Annotated in this window: 13 protein-coding genes and 1 pseudogene; all 14 read right to left on the bottom strand. The window is 70.2% G+C overall.

Features of this window, described 5'->3' with window-relative positions:
• Positions 1-64: 64 nt before the first annotated feature.
• Complete coding sequence (locus ACZ303_RS29645; RefSeq protein WP_467343559.1) at positions 65-898, bottom strand: AAA family ATPase; 834 nt, start codon at positions 896-898, stop codon at positions 65-67.
• Positions 892-1,716: an AAA family ATPase gene (locus ACZ303_RS29640; protein WP_467343558.1), complete on the bottom strand. Its 825-nt coding sequence runs from the start codon at positions 1,714-1,716 to the stop codon at positions 892-894. The genes ACZ303_RS29645 and ACZ303_RS29640 overlap by 7 nt, the downstream gene beginning before the upstream one ends.
• Positions 1,713-3,344 (bottom strand): Mu transposase C-terminal domain-containing protein, encoded by a 1,632-nt coding sequence (locus ACZ303_RS29635; RefSeq protein WP_467343557.1) that lies wholly within the window; start codon positions 3,342-3,344, stop codon positions 1,713-1,715. Before ACZ303_RS29635 ends, ACZ303_RS29640 begins: the two co-directional genes overlap by 4 nt.
• A gap of 380 nt (positions 3,345-3,724) precedes the next feature.
• Positions 3,725-3,913 (bottom strand): annotated as a pseudogene (locus tag ACZ303_RS29630) (hypothetical protein); the annotation flags it as partial.
• 188 nt (positions 3,914-4,101) lie between these two features.
• Entirely contained in the window at positions 4,102-4,971 is an 870-nt protein-coding gene (locus tag ACZ303_RS29625; RefSeq protein ID WP_467343556.1) for a hypothetical protein, read from the bottom strand.
• Complete coding sequence (locus tag ACZ303_RS29620) at positions 4,968-6,629, bottom strand: hypothetical protein (RefSeq protein ID WP_467343555.1); 1,662 nt, start codon at positions 6,627-6,629, stop codon at positions 4,968-4,970. Before ACZ303_RS29620 ends, ACZ303_RS29625 begins: the two co-directional genes overlap by 4 nt.
• A gap of 298 nt (positions 6,630-6,927) precedes the next feature.
• Positions 6,928-8,298 (bottom strand): MSCRAMM family adhesin, encoded by a 1,371-nt coding sequence (locus ACZ303_RS29615; RefSeq protein ID WP_467343554.1) that lies wholly within the window; start codon positions 8,296-8,298, stop codon positions 6,928-6,930.
• Positions 8,295-11,144 carry an ATP-binding protein gene (locus tag ACZ303_RS29610; protein ID WP_467343553.1) on the bottom strand — a complete coding sequence of 950 codons (2,850 nt, stop codon included), beginning with the start codon at positions 11,142-11,144 and terminating at the stop codon, positions 8,295-8,297. The genes ACZ303_RS29615 and ACZ303_RS29610 overlap by 4 nt, the downstream gene beginning before the upstream one ends.
• Positions 11,145-11,149: 5 nt before the next feature.
• Positions 11,150-12,133 carry a hypothetical protein gene (locus ACZ303_RS29605; RefSeq protein ID WP_467343552.1) on the bottom strand — a complete coding sequence of 328 codons (984 nt, stop codon included), beginning with the start codon at positions 12,131-12,133 and terminating at the stop codon, positions 11,150-11,152.
• Between the two features lie 149 nt (positions 12,134-12,282).
• Positions 12,283-12,555, bottom strand: coding sequence for a hypothetical protein (locus ACZ303_RS29600; protein WP_467343551.1), 273 nt, complete (start codon positions 12,553-12,555; stop codon positions 12,283-12,285).
• On the bottom strand, positions 12,471-13,112 hold the full coding sequence (locus ACZ303_RS29595; RefSeq protein ID WP_467343550.1) for a DEAD/DEAH box helicase family protein: 642 nt from the start codon (positions 13,110-13,112) through the stop codon (positions 12,471-12,473). Before ACZ303_RS29595 ends, ACZ303_RS29600 begins: the two co-directional genes overlap by 85 nt.
• A gap of 96 nt (positions 13,113-13,208) precedes the next feature.
• On the bottom strand, positions 13,209-13,625 hold the full coding sequence (locus tag ACZ303_RS29590; protein ID WP_467343549.1) for a hypothetical protein: 417 nt from the start codon (positions 13,623-13,625) through the stop codon (positions 13,209-13,211).
• 440 nt (positions 13,626-14,065) lie between these two features.
• Complete coding sequence (locus ACZ303_RS29585) at positions 14,066-14,287, bottom strand: hypothetical protein (protein WP_467343548.1); 222 nt, start codon at positions 14,285-14,287, stop codon at positions 14,066-14,068.
• A 22-nt stretch (positions 14,288-14,309) separates the two neighbouring features.
• Positions 14,310-14,780, bottom strand: a complete 471-nt coding sequence (locus ACZ303_RS29580; RefSeq protein ID WP_467343547.1) for a hypothetical protein — start codon at positions 14,778-14,780, stop codon at positions 14,310-14,312.
• Positions 14,781-15,572: the final 792 nt, after the last annotated feature.

The raw sequence follows: 15,572 nt of genomic DNA, 5'->3' as shown, positions 1-15,572 counted from the left end.
GCTGTGGCGGCGGCCGGCGCAGGAGCGGGAGCGGGAGCGGGAGCGGGCGGGGACATCGTCATGGTCACCGTCCACCGTCGATCCGGTCGGCCACCGCCTGCAGCAGCCGCCCATCGGGCACGGCGGCCCGGGCGCGTATCAGAGCCTGCCGGGTGTGATGGGTGATCACGACCCAGCGGCGCAGCGCGCCGCCGGCCAGCCGGGCGTCCAGCTCCATCAGGTCGCCGGCATCGACGCCCTGCCACACCGGGTGCAGCGCGGGCACCGCTACCGGGATCTGATCACGGGTCAGCGGCTGAAGATGCAGCCAGCTGGCGGTGCGGGTGGCGAGCATCCGCTGGGCGCGCAGGCGCCGCTCGCCGCGGCGGGCGGCGATGAGGACCACGCACAGCCCGCCCGCGACACCGTCGTGCAGGAAACGCAGGTATTCCATGCAAGACGCCGACAGCCGGTGGGCGTCCTCGACCACGACGATCCGCGGCCGGACGGCCAGCGCGTGGCGGATCAGCGCGTCCGCGGCCCCCGGATCAGCCGGCGCCCCACCGGGCAGCCGAAGTGCCCGGTGCAGAGCCGTGCGCAGGTCCGCCGGTGCCGGCTGCGCCCGCAGCTCGAGTGGAAGCAGGTCGCCAAGACGGCGGCCGGCCACATGGACGGCGAAGGTCTTACCGATGCCGACGTCGCCCAGCACGCACGCAAACCGGCGCTCGGAGGCGGCGTCGGCGAGCGCGGCGCCCACGGCGAGCATGCCGGGGGTGAGCAGCGTGCACATCTGCTCAGCGCGCAGGAAATGCAGGCCGGATGAGTCAGCGTCGTCGTCCAGGACGGCGAACGGCCCGGCCGCGGCCGCCTCGCCCCACACGGCCCGCGCAGAAGGCCCGGTGGACTCGGTGGTCAGCATCGGCCCAGCGCCCAGTCCACGACCGTCTCGTCGGCAGCCTCGGCCCCCAGGTACTCCATGCCCTTCAGAACATGCTTGGTGACCTTGACCCACTCGCGGAACGAGCCGAGTGCGTACTGGGTGTCGATCCGCTTGAGCAGCGCCTCGTCCACGCCGCGCCACACGGGATGGGAGTCGGGAACGGTCTTGAGGATCTCGTCCTCGGTCATCGCGAGGATCTCCAAGCGGATGTAGATCCGGGAAGCGAGCGCCGGGTCGCTCTGCAGCGTCTCGTAGGCCTCACGGCCACCGACGAACACGATGGCGGGCTGGGGATCGCAGTTGTCCCACAATTTGCGCAGGAACTCGAAATTCTCACGCCGGTACTGCTGCGCCTCATCGCACACGATCACATACGGGCGCCGCGGCAGGGACTCGCGCAGCAGCTTGTCGAACGCGGTCGGCGTCCCGGGCATCTTGCAGTTGAGCCGCATCTGGTGGAACAGCTCCTCGCGCAGGTCCTTCGGTCCCGGGCGGGAGCGGGCGAAGTCGAGCGGGAGGATCAGATCGGGATTCATCTCCTGGATCGTGGCCCGGGTGGAGAAGCTCTTGCCGAGCCCTGGGTCGCCGTAGATCACGGACATGGCCCTGGACTCGATGGTGTCGATGACGGTGTCCTTGATCTGCAGCAGGGTGTCCGTGGCGACCAGTGTGGAGTCCTTCAGGCCAAGGAAATGCTGCGGGCGCAGGTCGGGGCGGCGCCTGGATGCCTCGCTCGCCGGGGCGGCGGCCGGCTGGCGGCGCTGGCCAAGGTGCTTGCGTTTAGGAGCAGTTGTCACGAGACCTCGTCCTTGGAGTCCGGGGATGCAGTTTCGGTGGATGCGATGTCGGTGGAGTCCTGGCCGGGGCGTTTCCACCCGGCCGGGACGGGAGTCAGGGGCCGGTACGGCTGGGTACGGCGGCGGGGTGCGACGGGCGGAGCGGGGCCTTCGAGTTCGGCGCGGGCCTCAGCCTCGGTCATCCGCATCGCGCGGACGGGCAGTTCCGGCTCGGTGGACGGCAGGTGCCGCTCCCGCCGGCGCTCGGCGGCGCCGTTCAGGGCCCGGCGCAAGGCCCTGCTGTGCTCGTCGCGTTCGAGGAGCACCTTGGCGCGCAGTTCCTCGCTGGCCTCGCCTGCGAGGAAGGCCCGGCCGAGGTAGCGGTTGCCGCGGAAGGTGTACAGGTCGATCTCGTGGGTGTGGTGCGGCATCCACCGCACGCGGACTTCCACTCCGAGGCGGCCCACTCCGTTCTCGGGCATGTAGGCGCGGCCCGCGAACTCGACCCCGTGGCTGGTGGTCTTGTGGACCTTGTGGTCGCTCTCCAGCATGAAGGCGCGCAGCTCGGACGCGCTCGGCTCGGGCCTGATCTCGGCGGGATCCGCCTGCCATGCCTGAAGCGGCGTCATCCCCGTGCGCTTGATGACGTGCTCGGTGTTGTGCCGATGGACCCACTCGCCCAGCAGACGCACGAACGCCTCGAACGTCAGCGGCGGATCCGACTCGCCCACGCGGCGGCGGTGATCGAGCCTGGGCGCCTTCGTGTAACGGGGCAGATCAGCGAAGAACCGCGTCATGCTCGTCAGGTTCAGGCGTTCCACGCCGCCCTTGTGCCGGGCACTGCGCACCCGGTGCACGGGCACGCCGAGCAGCCCGAAGGCGCGCAGGACGGTCTTGGAGAGGAAGTCGGCGCCGCCGTCGACACGGACCAAGTGCGGCAGCCCGCCAGCCGGGCCGTAGGGGGCCTCGCGCAGCACGGAGGCACGCACGGCCGCGAGGACCGAACCGCGGTGCGCGGAGCCGGCGGTGACCGCCCAGCCCATCACATAACCGGTACCGCGATCCTCGAACCACGTCACCCACACCCGCGACGGCTTCTTGTCCGGCATCATCACCACCGTCTCGGCCTGCTTGTGATCCCCCTCCCACACCTCGTTCCGCGCCACCTGCGGCCGCTGAAAACATGGATCGAACCCGCGGGCCGCCGGAATCCCCTCGCGCAGGCCCGCCATGAAACCCGGATCGAGATCACGGGCGATCGCATTGTGCAGCGTCGTCAGACCGACCGGCTTCTGGCCCGCCTTCTTCGCGACGCGCACCAAGTGCTCGTGAGCGCGTTTCACGTTGCCCTGGTAATCGGCGAGGACCTCGATCACCTCATCGGTGATCGTGAACCGGCATCGCTCCGGCTTCTCCACACTGCCCGTCCGCTCCGCTTGCGCGAGCCAGTCCCACACCGTCCGCTTGTGCACCCCCACCGCATCAGCGACCAGCCGTACATGCGCCGTCGTCAACTTCCCCGCCCCACGCAGCCGCAGCAACTCGCGTACCGCGGCGGGACGCAGCTCGTCCCGATGCCGCCCCAGACCGTCATCCCCGGCCCTAGGAACATCGCCGTCCGCCGTCACCGCAACCGGCACCGAGGCCACGAGCGAACCGGTAGCCAAGCAGTGATCACAACGCTAGCCTCTCCGACGTCAACTACCGCCCCACACAGGGCAGTTACGCACCCGCCCGTGACAGGCGCGACGAATGAGACGCTAAAGCCGACACCCCGACACGCGCCCCTTCGATCACTTGGACGAGTGACAGCGGCCCCGTTTCACCTCCGCCCCACGCCCTCATGCGCTACAGAGCACACCCCGAAGGAGGTTCGACGAACACGACACCGACCGATCCGGACTCACACCACCACCGAATCCGGAACACCACCATCAAGATCAACCGGCTGAAACACCCACCGACCAGCACGAACACCAGCCCGCATCAATGACGCGGAAACCCGAACACCCCAGTGGCGCCTTCCCCGAACCTCACACGCGCCGTGCTCACCCTCCCGGTAGGTGAACCGGCCCCGGGTCTTCACGACGTCGCCGACCAGGTGGGTGCGGGAGGGCTGGAAGCGGCTGAAGAGGAGGAGGGGGTCGTTCTTCTCGCCCGGGGCACGGAAAGCGGTTTCCAGAAGGTCTTGGATGTCCTTCTGGTGCGGGTTGACCAGCGGCCCTGGCCCAGTGATCAGCTCTCCTCAGCGCTCTCAGCAGCCGCACAGCTGCTCCCAGCCTCCCGCCGACACCGCGTCCTTCAGCGCCGAAACCGTGCCGGCTGTCTGCGAGCACGCTGTGCGGAGGCCCTTCCCTCCCTCCCTCGCTGCGGGGTGAATCTGCGACCCACCGGCCCTCCGGGGCCCTACTGCTTGGGCAGTAGGTCGGTGCGGTGCTGTTCGAGGTCGGTGACGCCGTCGAGGTCCACCGTGACCGTGTACCGGGTGTCCCCGCCGGGAACCGTCTCGTCGGTCAGCTGCCAGCTGTCCGCGAAGCCCCAGCTGCCCCCCGTGTAGACGCCCTTGAGGCTGCCGTCCACCGTCCCGACGGCATCGAAGGGGCCGCCCTCCCAGCGGAAGGTCCAGTAGGTCCGGTACCAGGCGTCCAACTGCTCCGGGGCGGCCAGGAAGCGCTCGCCGCTCGGGTCCCGAGGATCGGCGACGAGCTCCTCAGGCCGGTCATCCCCGGCAGTCAGAGCGATGAGGCCCGACGCGTCGGCCTCGGCAGCAGCCGGATACGTCCGGCCGCGGTGGACCGCGTAGGCCTTGGGACGGAAGTGGTCAAACTCGTCCAGACGCCGCACCAGGGCGTACAGCGGCTGGAGCAGATCCTCACGATGCTGCTCCAGCTCGGTGGCCTCGTCGCGCGGGAAGACGCCGTAGTAGTCGGTGGCCAGACGCTTGAGGTACTCCTTGGCGAAGTGTTCGTCGGAGCCGAGGTAGTCGCCCTCGAGCTTGGTGGGCGTGGCGCGGGTGCACTCGAAGAGCTCGCCGCGCCAGCGGAACGTCCACGTCACGGCGTCCCAGGCTTCCAGGCGCTCCGGCGCAACCGGGTATCCCACCGACCCGTCGGCCCCCTCGCGCGGCGCGAGCCCTTCGGGTGCGGGACGGCCGGGCTCGGGCAGCAGCTCGACGCACGGCCACAGCCCCACGGCGGCACGGGCCGGGTAAAGCTCCCCGTGGAAGGCAGCGACCTCGCCCTTGACCGGGAAGGGGAAAACCTCAGCGTCAGTCATATCTTTTTCCACAGTCCTTCGTTCTTGTCGAAGAAACCGATGGCCTCTTCGGTGCCGTCGGCGTGCATACGCCAAATCTCAGCATGGTGGGGGAAGCCGGTGGGCTTGGCAATCCACTCCGGGACACCCCCGCCGGTGTAGCCGGTGCCGAGGAACGGGGCATCCCAGGCCCGTCCCGGGCTCTGGCCGGCCATGCCGGCGACGCGGTCGGCCAGCCCCTTGTCACCGACGGCGCCGAGGGACGGCTCGGCACGCATGTCGTGCGGTGCCGGGAAGCGCAGCTGGTACGTCTCGGAAGCGCCCGGAGGGACGGCAGACCATCCTGCCCCGCCATCGTCAAGAGCGAGGCCGTCGCGCAGTTGGTCCATGCTGCGCAGGTCGGCGGTGTCGCAGCCCCGCGCGATGGAGCCCTCGAACTCGCCGCGATTGAAGTTTTCATTCGTGCCGAACTTTGTGGCGTTATGCAGGTAGGCCTGCATCTTCTTGGGCGTGATCACCTTGGTCACCATTTGGCCCTCGCGGAGCTTGATCGCGTCACGGACCCCGACGACCTCGCGGGCCTGCTCCTCGATCAGCTCGTTGGTCCGGCTGAGCCGGAGCTTGTCATGCTCGGAGGGGTCCAGGCCGCGTGCCGCCAACTGGTCGTCGAGCTCCTCCTGGTAGTGGGGGCCGTCGCGCAGCGCGTCGTTGCCGTACCATTCCGCAGCCTCATCAACCGGGTCCACGGCATCCGCAGCCGAATCCTCCGAGTCATCAGCCTGGTCCCGACCGCCCACGGCCGTATCCGGAGCATCATCGGCCGTATCCGAAACATCGGTCGGCGGCTTTGGGGCCTCATCGGCCGGAGGCTGAGCTTCGGGTGCTGGTGGGGGCTCCTCGGGCGGTTGCTCGGCGGTGGCGGCAGTGTCGCTGTCGTGCGACTCGGGGGGGTCCGGGGCCTCGTCCGGATCGTTCACGCTCTCGGCGTTCGGAGATTCGTTCGCTGCTTCCTCTGCCGGTTCAGGTAGCTCGTCGGCCGGGTCGGCCGTTTCCATGGCGTCGGCAGGCTCGGACAGGCCGACCGGTTCCGGGGCATCATCGGGGGACTCGGGTGTGCCCGGAGAACTTTCCGACGGTTCGGCGGCGCCCTCTGTATCGCCCGTATCGTCTGCCTCCTCCTGCTCCTCCGGGGCCGACTCCGCCGGCTCCGGCGCAGCATCGACCACCCCGTCTCCGTCGGCTGGCTCGCCCTCCTTCGAAGCCTCGTCCCCGTCCTTGGGCTCGGTGGTGGTTTCTGCGGGTTCGGGTGCTTCCTCTGCCTTCTCCGCGTTCTCTACCTCCGCGGGTTCCGGTGCATGGCCGGAAGACTCGTCCCCCCCTTCGGTTTGAGCGGGGGCTTCCGTGGGCTCGGGTGCCTCCTCACCTCCTTCGGCGTCCTCCGCGCCCGCAGGCTCGGGGGCGTCGTCGGACGCCTCGCTTCCGTCAGAGGTGTCGCCGCCGGAGTCGGGTGCCTGCTCGGACTGTCCGGGCATGGGTGCTTCGGCCGAGGACTGCGTTTCCTGCGCGTCCGGTGTGTCTTGTCCGTCCTGTGCGGCCGTCGGCTCGGGGGCCTCGTCAGCCGACTCCGGTGCAGTCCGCTGCTCAGGCGGGCGTTCGGTTTCGGTAGAGCGATCGGTCATGACTCGGTTCTCGTTCGGCTCCGGTCGGCATGGGCATGGGCATCACAGCAGGGGTATTGCGGCGACCCACTGCCCGGTCCGAGACGACCATTCGGCTGGGCGGCCGTTGTCTTGGGGTATTCGGCGACGCGCTTCAGCTCGGTCCCATGCTCCGGCCACACCGCCGTCGCCGCCCGCGAGCGGAACGCGCAGCGGTAGCCGGCAGCCTTGGCAGTCGGCGAGGAGTGAGCGCAGCGTTCGCCGTAAGCCGAGCCGATCTCCCGGGAAGCCTTGGGTATCTCGTAAACGGTAGATGCCATTACCCATCGCCCTCGCTCTCGCCCGGGGTGACGAGACCCTGCCGGCTGATTCCGGGGCGCAGTCTGATCCATGTGTCGTCGACCTCGGGGTCGGGATTGAAGTCGCCGGGGGCGTCCGGCCCCCAGTTCATTTGCTCTTGTTCGTCCGGCAGGTCACGCGGGCCGGGGCCGCCGGAGGGGCGTTCCTCCTGCTCCGGTTCCGTGGGGGTGTCCGTATTGGGGGCGTCTGCTGCGGGACCGTCGTCCTTCGGGGCCTCTGACTCAGTGGCCGGATCGGGGGCTTCCTCCGGAGCGTCCGGGGATTCGGTCGCTGAGGGCGCCTCGGTGTCCGGCTCCTGTTGGTTTTCCGGCGCACGCCTCGCGTGGGAATCCTGAGGCTCGGCAGGTTCAGGGGCTTCGTCCGGGTCGTGCGGGGTCTCGGCGCGCGAGGCTGTTTCCGCTGCTTCCTCGGCCGGGCCGTCCTCCGTGACGTCGGCTGGTTCCGGGGCGTCTTCCGGGGACTCGGGTGTGTTCCGTGAGCCGTCCGATGAGGCAGCTGATTCGGCCGGTTGAGCCGGTTCAACTGCGTCAGCTGGTTCAGCCGGCTCGGGCGCCTCGTCCGTATCGAGCGCATCCGCAGGGTCCGGTGCGGCTTCCGTGGACTCGTCACCGTCCTCTGCGTCTCCCGTGTTCTCCGGTTCCTCCGGTCGTTCTGCTGCCTCGGGCTCCTCGGACTCTTCGGGGTCCTCCAAGTCCTCGGGGTCCTCGGGGCCCTCGGCCTCTTCCGGGTCCTCGGGCTCCTCCGGGTCATCCGAGTTCTCCGGGTCCCCGGCCTCTTCAGGGTCCTCCGAGTCCTCAGAACCCTCCGAGCCCTCCGACTCTTCCGACTCCTCGGGCCCCTCAGGCTCTTCCGAAGCCTCCGGTTCCGCTGCCTTCTCCGGCTCCTCGGCCTGCTCGGGCTCCTCGGCCTGCTCGGGCTCCTCCGGTCCCTCCGTCTCCTCCGGTTCCTCTGCCGCCGTCGGCTCCGGCGCAGAGTCGGAAGCCTCACCCCCGTCGGAACTCTCGTCCTCGCCGGACGACTCGTCCCCGTCCTCGGGTTCAGTGGATGCGTCCGAGAGGTTGGACGTACCCTCCGCTTCCGCCGACTCGGGTGCTTCCTCTCCCTCCTCTCCCTCCTCGGCGTCCTCTGCCTCCTCCGGCTCCGGTGCGTCGTCGGAAGCCTCGCTCCCGTCGGAGGCGTCGCCTGATTCGGGTGACTGTTCGGGCTGGTCAGGCGTGGACGGTTCGGGCGCGTCCTGCGCCTCCGCGGGATCCGGGGCCTCGTCCGCCCCGGATTCCGGAGACTGCGGTTGCTCGGGCGGCCGTTCCTCCTCGGCGGGGCGGTCGCTCATGACTCAGCTCTCGCGCCGGCATCGGCTGCAACGGCCTTCGCATTGCTGCGATACAGACGCACCCACGGCAGCGTCTTCCGCTTCCACGCCGACTGGGCCAGGTGGATGAAGACGCAGGCGCGGTAGTCGTCGACGGCCTCCGCGCCCGCGCCCTGCGGGGCGACGGCGTCGGCGATGTCCGCGACCCATTCCGCGGTGCGGGACCACCACTCGGCCTGGGCGACCGTGGTCTTGGGGTATTCGGCGACGCGCTTCTTCAGCTCGGTCCCGTGCTCCGGCCACACCGCCGTCGCCGCCCGCGAGCGGAACGCGCAGCGGTGCCGGCAGCCCTCGCAGTCGGCGAAGGGCGCGAGCGCCGCGTCGACGTCCGGTGTCGCCGCCGCGAAGGCGCGGAAGCGGTCGGCGAGTTCCGCGTTGCCGGCGAGCGGTGCCCGCGCGACCCCGCTCTCCGCGGCGGCCTCGGCCCGTACGTTCGGCACCCGGATCAGGGCCGGCCGGTCGATGCCGTCGTGGTGGGCGAAGGCCTGGAACGGTTCCAGGGACGAGGCGTACCGCTCCTGGTCGGCGGAGAACCGCATGGTGCCGCCGATCAGCTCCCGGTCCGTGGCCGAGGGCAGGCGGTGCATGACCTTGAGGTTGGTGTTCTTGTACGCGTCCTCGACGAGCTTCTCGGGAACCTGCTCGACGATCACCAGGCCTTCCCCGTACTTGCGGTTCTCGGCGAGCGTGTTGGCGAAGGCCTGGGCCGCGCGCGCCTGGGCGTTGCCCTCCTTGCCGTCCCCGCCGGAGGCGGCGGGCCGCCCGAGCAGCCGGTGGGCCTCCTCGATGACGGTGACGTGGGAGAGGCCGTCTCCCCGCCGGGTCGCCTTGTAGTGCTCGGTCATGGTCTGCAGGATCAGCGCGGTGACGAGGGACTGTTCCTTCTCGTTGTCGCCGACGCCGGCCAGCTCGATGACGACCGGGCGGCTGAGCAGTTCCTCGACGGGGTACGAGCGTGCGCAGTCCAGCGTGCTGCCGCAGGCGCCTTCGGCGAGGGATTCGGCCCGCAGCCGGGACGCGGCGATGATGTTGTCCTTGACCTCGCCGGAGTACCCGAGCTGGTCGCACTCCTTGCGCATCTCGGCGATGAAGTCGCGCAGGGTGGGCCACGAACCGGTGTGGGCGGGCGTGGAGACGTCGGTGGGGACGATGCCCTTCCGCGCGTACGTGTTGCGCAGGGCGCGCTGATAGATGGCCGGCAGGGGGTCCCATAGGCCGAACGCCGCGTCGAAGCACGCGAGCAGTCCGGCGGTATGGGTGCTGATCCGGACGCCGAGCGGTACCTCGAAGGGGTTCAGCCGGAACGGGGCCGTGTTCTCGTCGCCGACGGTGAGGACGAGGAGGTCCTCGAAGCCGGGGCGGGTGGCGAGCCAGCGGTAGTCGTCGAGGTCGGAGTTGACCGGCTCCAGGACGAGGAACGGCACCTTGTGGTCCCGCCAGAGCTGCTGAAGGAAGGCCAGGGTCGTGTTGGTCTTGCCCGAGCCGGTCGTCCCGACGAAGAGCGCGTGCCGGCTGAGCGACCCGAGCTCCACGCCGAGCGGCCCCGCCGGAGCACCGTGCACCAGCTGCCGGCCCAGTTCGATGGCCGGACCCTTCGGCCGGTAGTCGGTCTCCAGGGCCATGTCGGGCCTGCGCACCGGGAAGCCCGGCATGTGCCCGTGCACGGCGAGGGGGAGCCGCAGTGCGGAGCCCGCCTCCCGCGCGTCGACCAGTTCGGACAGCAGGCGCAGCGGCGGGGACAGCGGTTCGGGCAGTTGCCAGCGCTGGTCGCCGCCCCAGCGGGCGTGCTCCAGCGTCGTGATCCCGGTCCACGCCGCCGCCAGCTCCGGCGGCGCCGGCCGTACGGTGACGTGGGAGGGCCCGGTGAAGGTCTCGGTCAGCGCGCTGCCCTGGCCGGGACGTTCCTGCGGCGAGACGGTGGTGCCGACGAGCTCGGCGAGGGACTCGGGGAGCGGGCTGGGGGAGGCGAGCGCGATGCGCATGCGGAAGGCGCGGTCGGTGTAGCGGCGCGCGGCGTCCGCGTACACCTTCGCGGCATCCACGGCGAAGGCGTCCGGGGCGAGCTGGGACGCCGGACCCCACAGGCCCTCCGGCATCTGGCTCGGCGCCGCCAGCCGTCCGTAGTGGGTCGCGATCTGGTGCAGCATCGGCCCGAGGTCCCCGGGCACCTCGTACGGTTCGAGGCCCACCGTCAGCATGAGCGGGTACGGGTGCGCTGCGAATGCCTGCCACAGCGCGTCCCATGGCGGCGCCGCGGCGGTGAACGGCTGTGGGGAGAGGTAGTACTGCACGCCTGCGTCGGGCCGGTTGGGCAGCCCGGTCCGGTAGCGCTTGCGGATCTCGGCCAGGCCGGCCGGGTCGGGGGTGAACGGCGTGAGCCACCGCGCCACTTCGGCCGCGTCCTCGATCGGGGCGCTGTGCACGTGGTGCGGCAGCTGCCCCAGCCGGTCGCGGAGCGCGAGCACCGCGGCCACGGCGGAGTCCTCCGCCGAGACGCCCGGGCCGGCCGTGCCGTCGCTGCGCACCCGGGCCAGCAGGGCGCACGAGATGCGCCGCTCGGCCGGGTCCGTCAGGTACCGCAGTTCGATGCGGGCGTCGTGGCGGGTGTCCCACTGGCCGGCCAGCCAGGCCGCCTCCGCAGTGACCGCCTTGATCCGGCGCTCGTCCTCGGGCAGGTCGGCGTACTCGCGGGTCTCGGTGAGGTCGGCGGCCGCTTCGATGCGGACGGCCGCCCAGGCCCACACCGACGTTCCGTCGCCGACGGTCAGGACGCCCGGCGGGGGCGTCCTGTTGGTCTGCTGGTTCATGCCGCTCAGTGGGTCCACGGGGAGGCGGGGTTCTGGCCGCCGGGGGCCGCGGGGCCACCGGGCACGGGCGGGGCCGGCGGTGCGGGATGAGTGAGCGGTGCGGGCTGGGCCGGTGACGCGGGCTGCATCGGCGGCGCGGCGGGCATGCCGGGCGGCGCGGGCGGAGCCGGCGGGCCGGCCGGGCCCTGGCCGGGCGCGGTCATGATCGGCAGGTCCTGGCCGAAGGTCGAGGCGATGGGCACCTCGATGCCCTGGACCGCGATCTCCACGCCTTCCCGGACCGCCGAGTGCACGGCCTCCCGCATGGCGCGCGGCCGCTCGGTGCGGAGCATCTGGTTCACGTCGCCGGTGCGGCCCCGGAACCCGCCGATGAGGTCCTTGAAGTACGTCCCGACGATGTGCCAGCCGGGCCGGATGCGCCACATCGTCCAGCCCAGGTAGAGGCTGGTGCCGTACGCGAAGACGGACACGTAGGTCACGTAGCGGCCGCTGCTGACGACCAGCCGGTTGCTGACCACCTCCGGCTGGAAGACGTCGCTGCGGATCCGGGACGGCACGGCCGCCACCGGGATCCGGCGCTGGGACAGCGCGCCGTAGATCGCCGCGTAGGCGGAGGAGGACGCCTCCGCCTTGTCCTCCAGCAGCGTCCGCCACTCCGAGATGGCCTCGGTGCTGCCGGTGAAGAGGAAGATGTACCAGAAGATGATGAACGACAGGATGCCGCCCACACTGAAGGCGCCGCCGGCCTCTTCGAAGTCGAAGTCGTTCGTCAGCAGGCCGAACAGCCCGATGAGCAGCCACACGAAGATGGCGGTGAAGGCCGCGTTCGCCCAGTGGCCGAGGACCGTCCGCAGCGTGACCGACTCGTCGAAGCCCAGCTCGACGGGCTGGTACTTCAGCGTCTGGTTCCGATAGGAGCCGTTGGGGCCGGTCGCCCCCGAGGCCGCCCAGCCGGCCGGTGCGGCGTTGCCGCCCGGATAAGTGCTCATGTTGTACTCCGCATCGGGGCCCGGCACGGACGCGGAAGGTGCCCGCGCGGGCCGGTGACGTAGATCGTTTGACACGGCAACTTATCGGAATTTCACGCCGGGCAGACCAGTCGGCCGATCACAGGTGCACGAAAGCCACCAAAACCCCATCAACAGCGCACCGGGCGGCCGCTGTCGCGGATGATGGTGTCGGCGGACAGCCAGCCGGCGCTCTTGTTGCCGTCGATCCGGACGTAGAGCCACTGGTGGCCGTAGGCGTTCTCGACGGAGCAGTGGAACCAGACCTTCGTGCCAGACTTAGCCGGCGCTACGGAGCCGCAGACCTGGTACGGGCCGTTCAGGACGTGGCGGTCGCCGCAGACGTAGCCGTACGTGCCCGGCTTCGGATCCTGGTGGCTCCAGCCGCTGCAGGTCGTCGGCATGTTGGGCTTGGTCGACGGGGAGGGCGGACAGGCTCGGCGTGGCACTGAGCCGGGCCGAGGCGGAGGCCGAGGGCGAGGTCGCGTCGGACGGCTTGGCAGAGCCTGTGGGGGACGTGGGGCTCGGCGGGTGCGCTCCGGCGGTCGCTTCGCCGCCGTCCGGCTGGTCGTTGCCCGCCGGGGAGCTGACCGCGGGCTGTGCCGCCGGCGCCTCGTCGCCCTTCGTGCTGCTGCTGTGGTTGCCCGTCACTAGCTGTGCTAATCCCCTGATCAGTGACGCTCGGTGAGATGCTTGGCCGCTGCAGCGATGGCACTGTCTTCAACGGTTCTTGCCGACCGTCCGAGCGCGCGGCCCCGGCCCACTGCCTGATCAGGTCCAGAGACGGCACGGCGATGAGGAGATGCGCGGCGCCCAATGCCTCGGCGGTGCGCAGCGCGATCAGCGTCTTGCCGGTCCCGCGCGCGGAGGCCAAGTGGCCGCGTGAGCTTGGGTTTTTCAGGTGCCGGACCGCACTGTCCTTCCGCACGCTGCTGGTCCCGAAGTGGTAGACGACGGTCATCGGGGCGGACCGGGGGCGAGCCGTCGGGGCTGGGGTCGGTGGTCATCGGGTGGTTCCTCGAGGGGCACGGCGGAAGAGGTTGAGCTGGAGTAGGGGTCAGCAGTACGGCCAGTGGGTGCCCTGTCCGCGGCCTCTGATCGCCCGCCACTGGACCACGGGGACTCGACCGGCGGCAGCGTGGATCCAGCCTCCGTGGTAAGCGCTGTTGAGGATCGAGTCGAAAACGTGCCAGTTGGCGTGATGGTCGCAGGCGCCGCACCGGTTCGGGTTGAAGCTGCGGCCCCGCTGCCATGTTGGACGGTCGTGCAGTTGTGCCGCGATGTCTGCCGTGTCGCCGTCCGGCGCAGCCAGGATGTGGCGTGCCATGGCGACGGCCTCGGGGAAGTCCGTGGTGGCGAATTCCTCCCCGCGTGGCCGGTACGACGGCAGCAGCCCGAACACCCACCACAGGGAGAAGGAGCACCGCTCGCACGGTGCCTCGTACGCCAGAACGTCCACCTGCAGCGAACTCACCGGACCTCCTCGTTTGCATGGTGATCCTGACACATCGTGTCCTGGCGCCGGGCGAGGTCTGGCAGGGGCAGGTCGCTGGTAGAGGGAGTCCGTCCACCACGCCTCGAGTCCGGCGACCAGGGCGACGGCGGTGTTCGCTGCCTCCCGGCGCTGCGCAGCTTCGCACGCGTCGTACACGGCGGCGTGTGCCCCGCCGGTTCGCCCCCCTTTCACCAGAGCGCCGGCCGGTTCGAGCCGCTGCTCCATCAATACGCCGCATCCGCTGATGGGCCCGCACTTGGCTTCTTGCTCCACGCGATGGCCGTATTGATCCGCAGCGTTGTTCAGTGCGCTGTGGCGGATTCCCCGGGGGGCCATACCCGGCTCCCGGTCGTTTCCGCGCGGGGGCGGAGTGAACGGCCGGGCCGGGCCTTCATGTGGGCTTGAGACCGTGTGGGTGCTCAGATCTCGCAGTTGGATTCGGTGCCGAGGAAGGGGATGTCCTCCTGGCAGGTGTCGGTGCCGGAGCCGCCGTCGACGGTACCGGTGGCTTCGGCGCCTTCGTGGATGTTGTCATTGCCGGCGCCGCCCAGGACGTTGCAGCCGTTGGCGTCGGTGACGTCGATGGTGTCGTTGCCGCCCTCGCCCGCGATGGTGCTGAGGTTGCAGGTGGTGGCCGTCAAGGTGTCGGCGCCGTCGTTCCCTTCAAGACTGCCGCTGTTGCCGTCGCTGAGGGCGAGGATGTTGATGTTGGCGAAGTCGTTTCCGGTGCCGAGGTGCGCCGCGTCGGCGGCCACGGTGCCATGAACGATGAATCGGTCGGCGTTGGCACCGGTGTCGACGAGTCCGGAGTTTGCCGGTGATCTCGACGAGGTCGTCGCCGCCGCCGGTGAGGATGGAATTGCCGGCGTGGTTGCCGAGGATTCTGACGGTGTCGTTGCCGATCCCGGTGTCGAAGTCGGCCGCGCCGTTGAGGTTGCCGGCGGTGATGATGTCGTTGCCGGAACCGGAGTTCACATCGCCATCGGCGTTCGCCAGGATGGTGATGGTGTCGGCGCCGCCGAGGCTGTTGATGACCTGGCCGGGCAGCAGGAACGGGCAGGTGATGTTGTCGGGGCCATTGGTCTCCGCGCCTGTGCACTGCGCGGGCAGAGCGGCGGCGGTCGTGGCCGACATTCCGACCAGTCCGAAGGCTATGAGTGCCACGGAGGCCAGCCAGGCCAGACCACGGCGCAGGGGATCACATGCATCAGGGTGCTCCTCTCCGTCCGGCGCCTCGGGAGTGCGAGATCGCCGGGCGAACTAGAGGGAGGGTGCGGGGGCGCCGCACGGACACCGCAGCCCCAGGAGGGGGGGATGCCACCAGCGTGGGTCAGCCCGAGCGGGAAGGTCCCCATGAGCTGGGGGCGTGCGGGGCGCGTGGAGGTGCGTCATTGGCGCTTGTGCGCGTGCCGTCGCGTGAGCTGGGCTCCTACGGCGGTTCTCGCTCCGGCGGCGCCCCCACCGGAGCTTGAAGTGTGCGCACCAGATGGCTGAAAAGAGGAGGCGCGTGAGAGGGCGCGCGGTGGTGAGAATCCGCGCCCAGCCCCACACCGTACGCCGTCTGATGTGCCGCCGCGCGATAGCTGTCAGTCGGTTCCCCGTCCTTCAGGATGGCGACCATGCAGCGTATTGAGTTTTTGAACTACCCCATTGGCGAACGACCGTCGACCCTTCAGTGGGGCTTCCGTATCGACGGCACGGATCTGCGCGTGTACGCCGCCGACGCCACCCGCGATCTCTGGCGTCTGGAGCGCGAGGATGAAGGCTTGGCCGAAGAGGAGCGCTTCTTGCTCTCCAGCACGGCGGCCTCGCTCTCGCCGAGGTCGGCGACTCCGTACGGCATTTCCTCGGCGATCCGGCCCCGGAGTTCGTTGCCCGTTCCGCCGACACCATTCCGGTCCTGGGCTGCTCCTGCGGCCTCTGGGG

The sequence above is a fragment of the Streptomyces sp. NPDC023527 genome, assembly GCF_055560115.1.
This window is presented reverse-complemented; position numbering and strand designations above follow the sequence as displayed.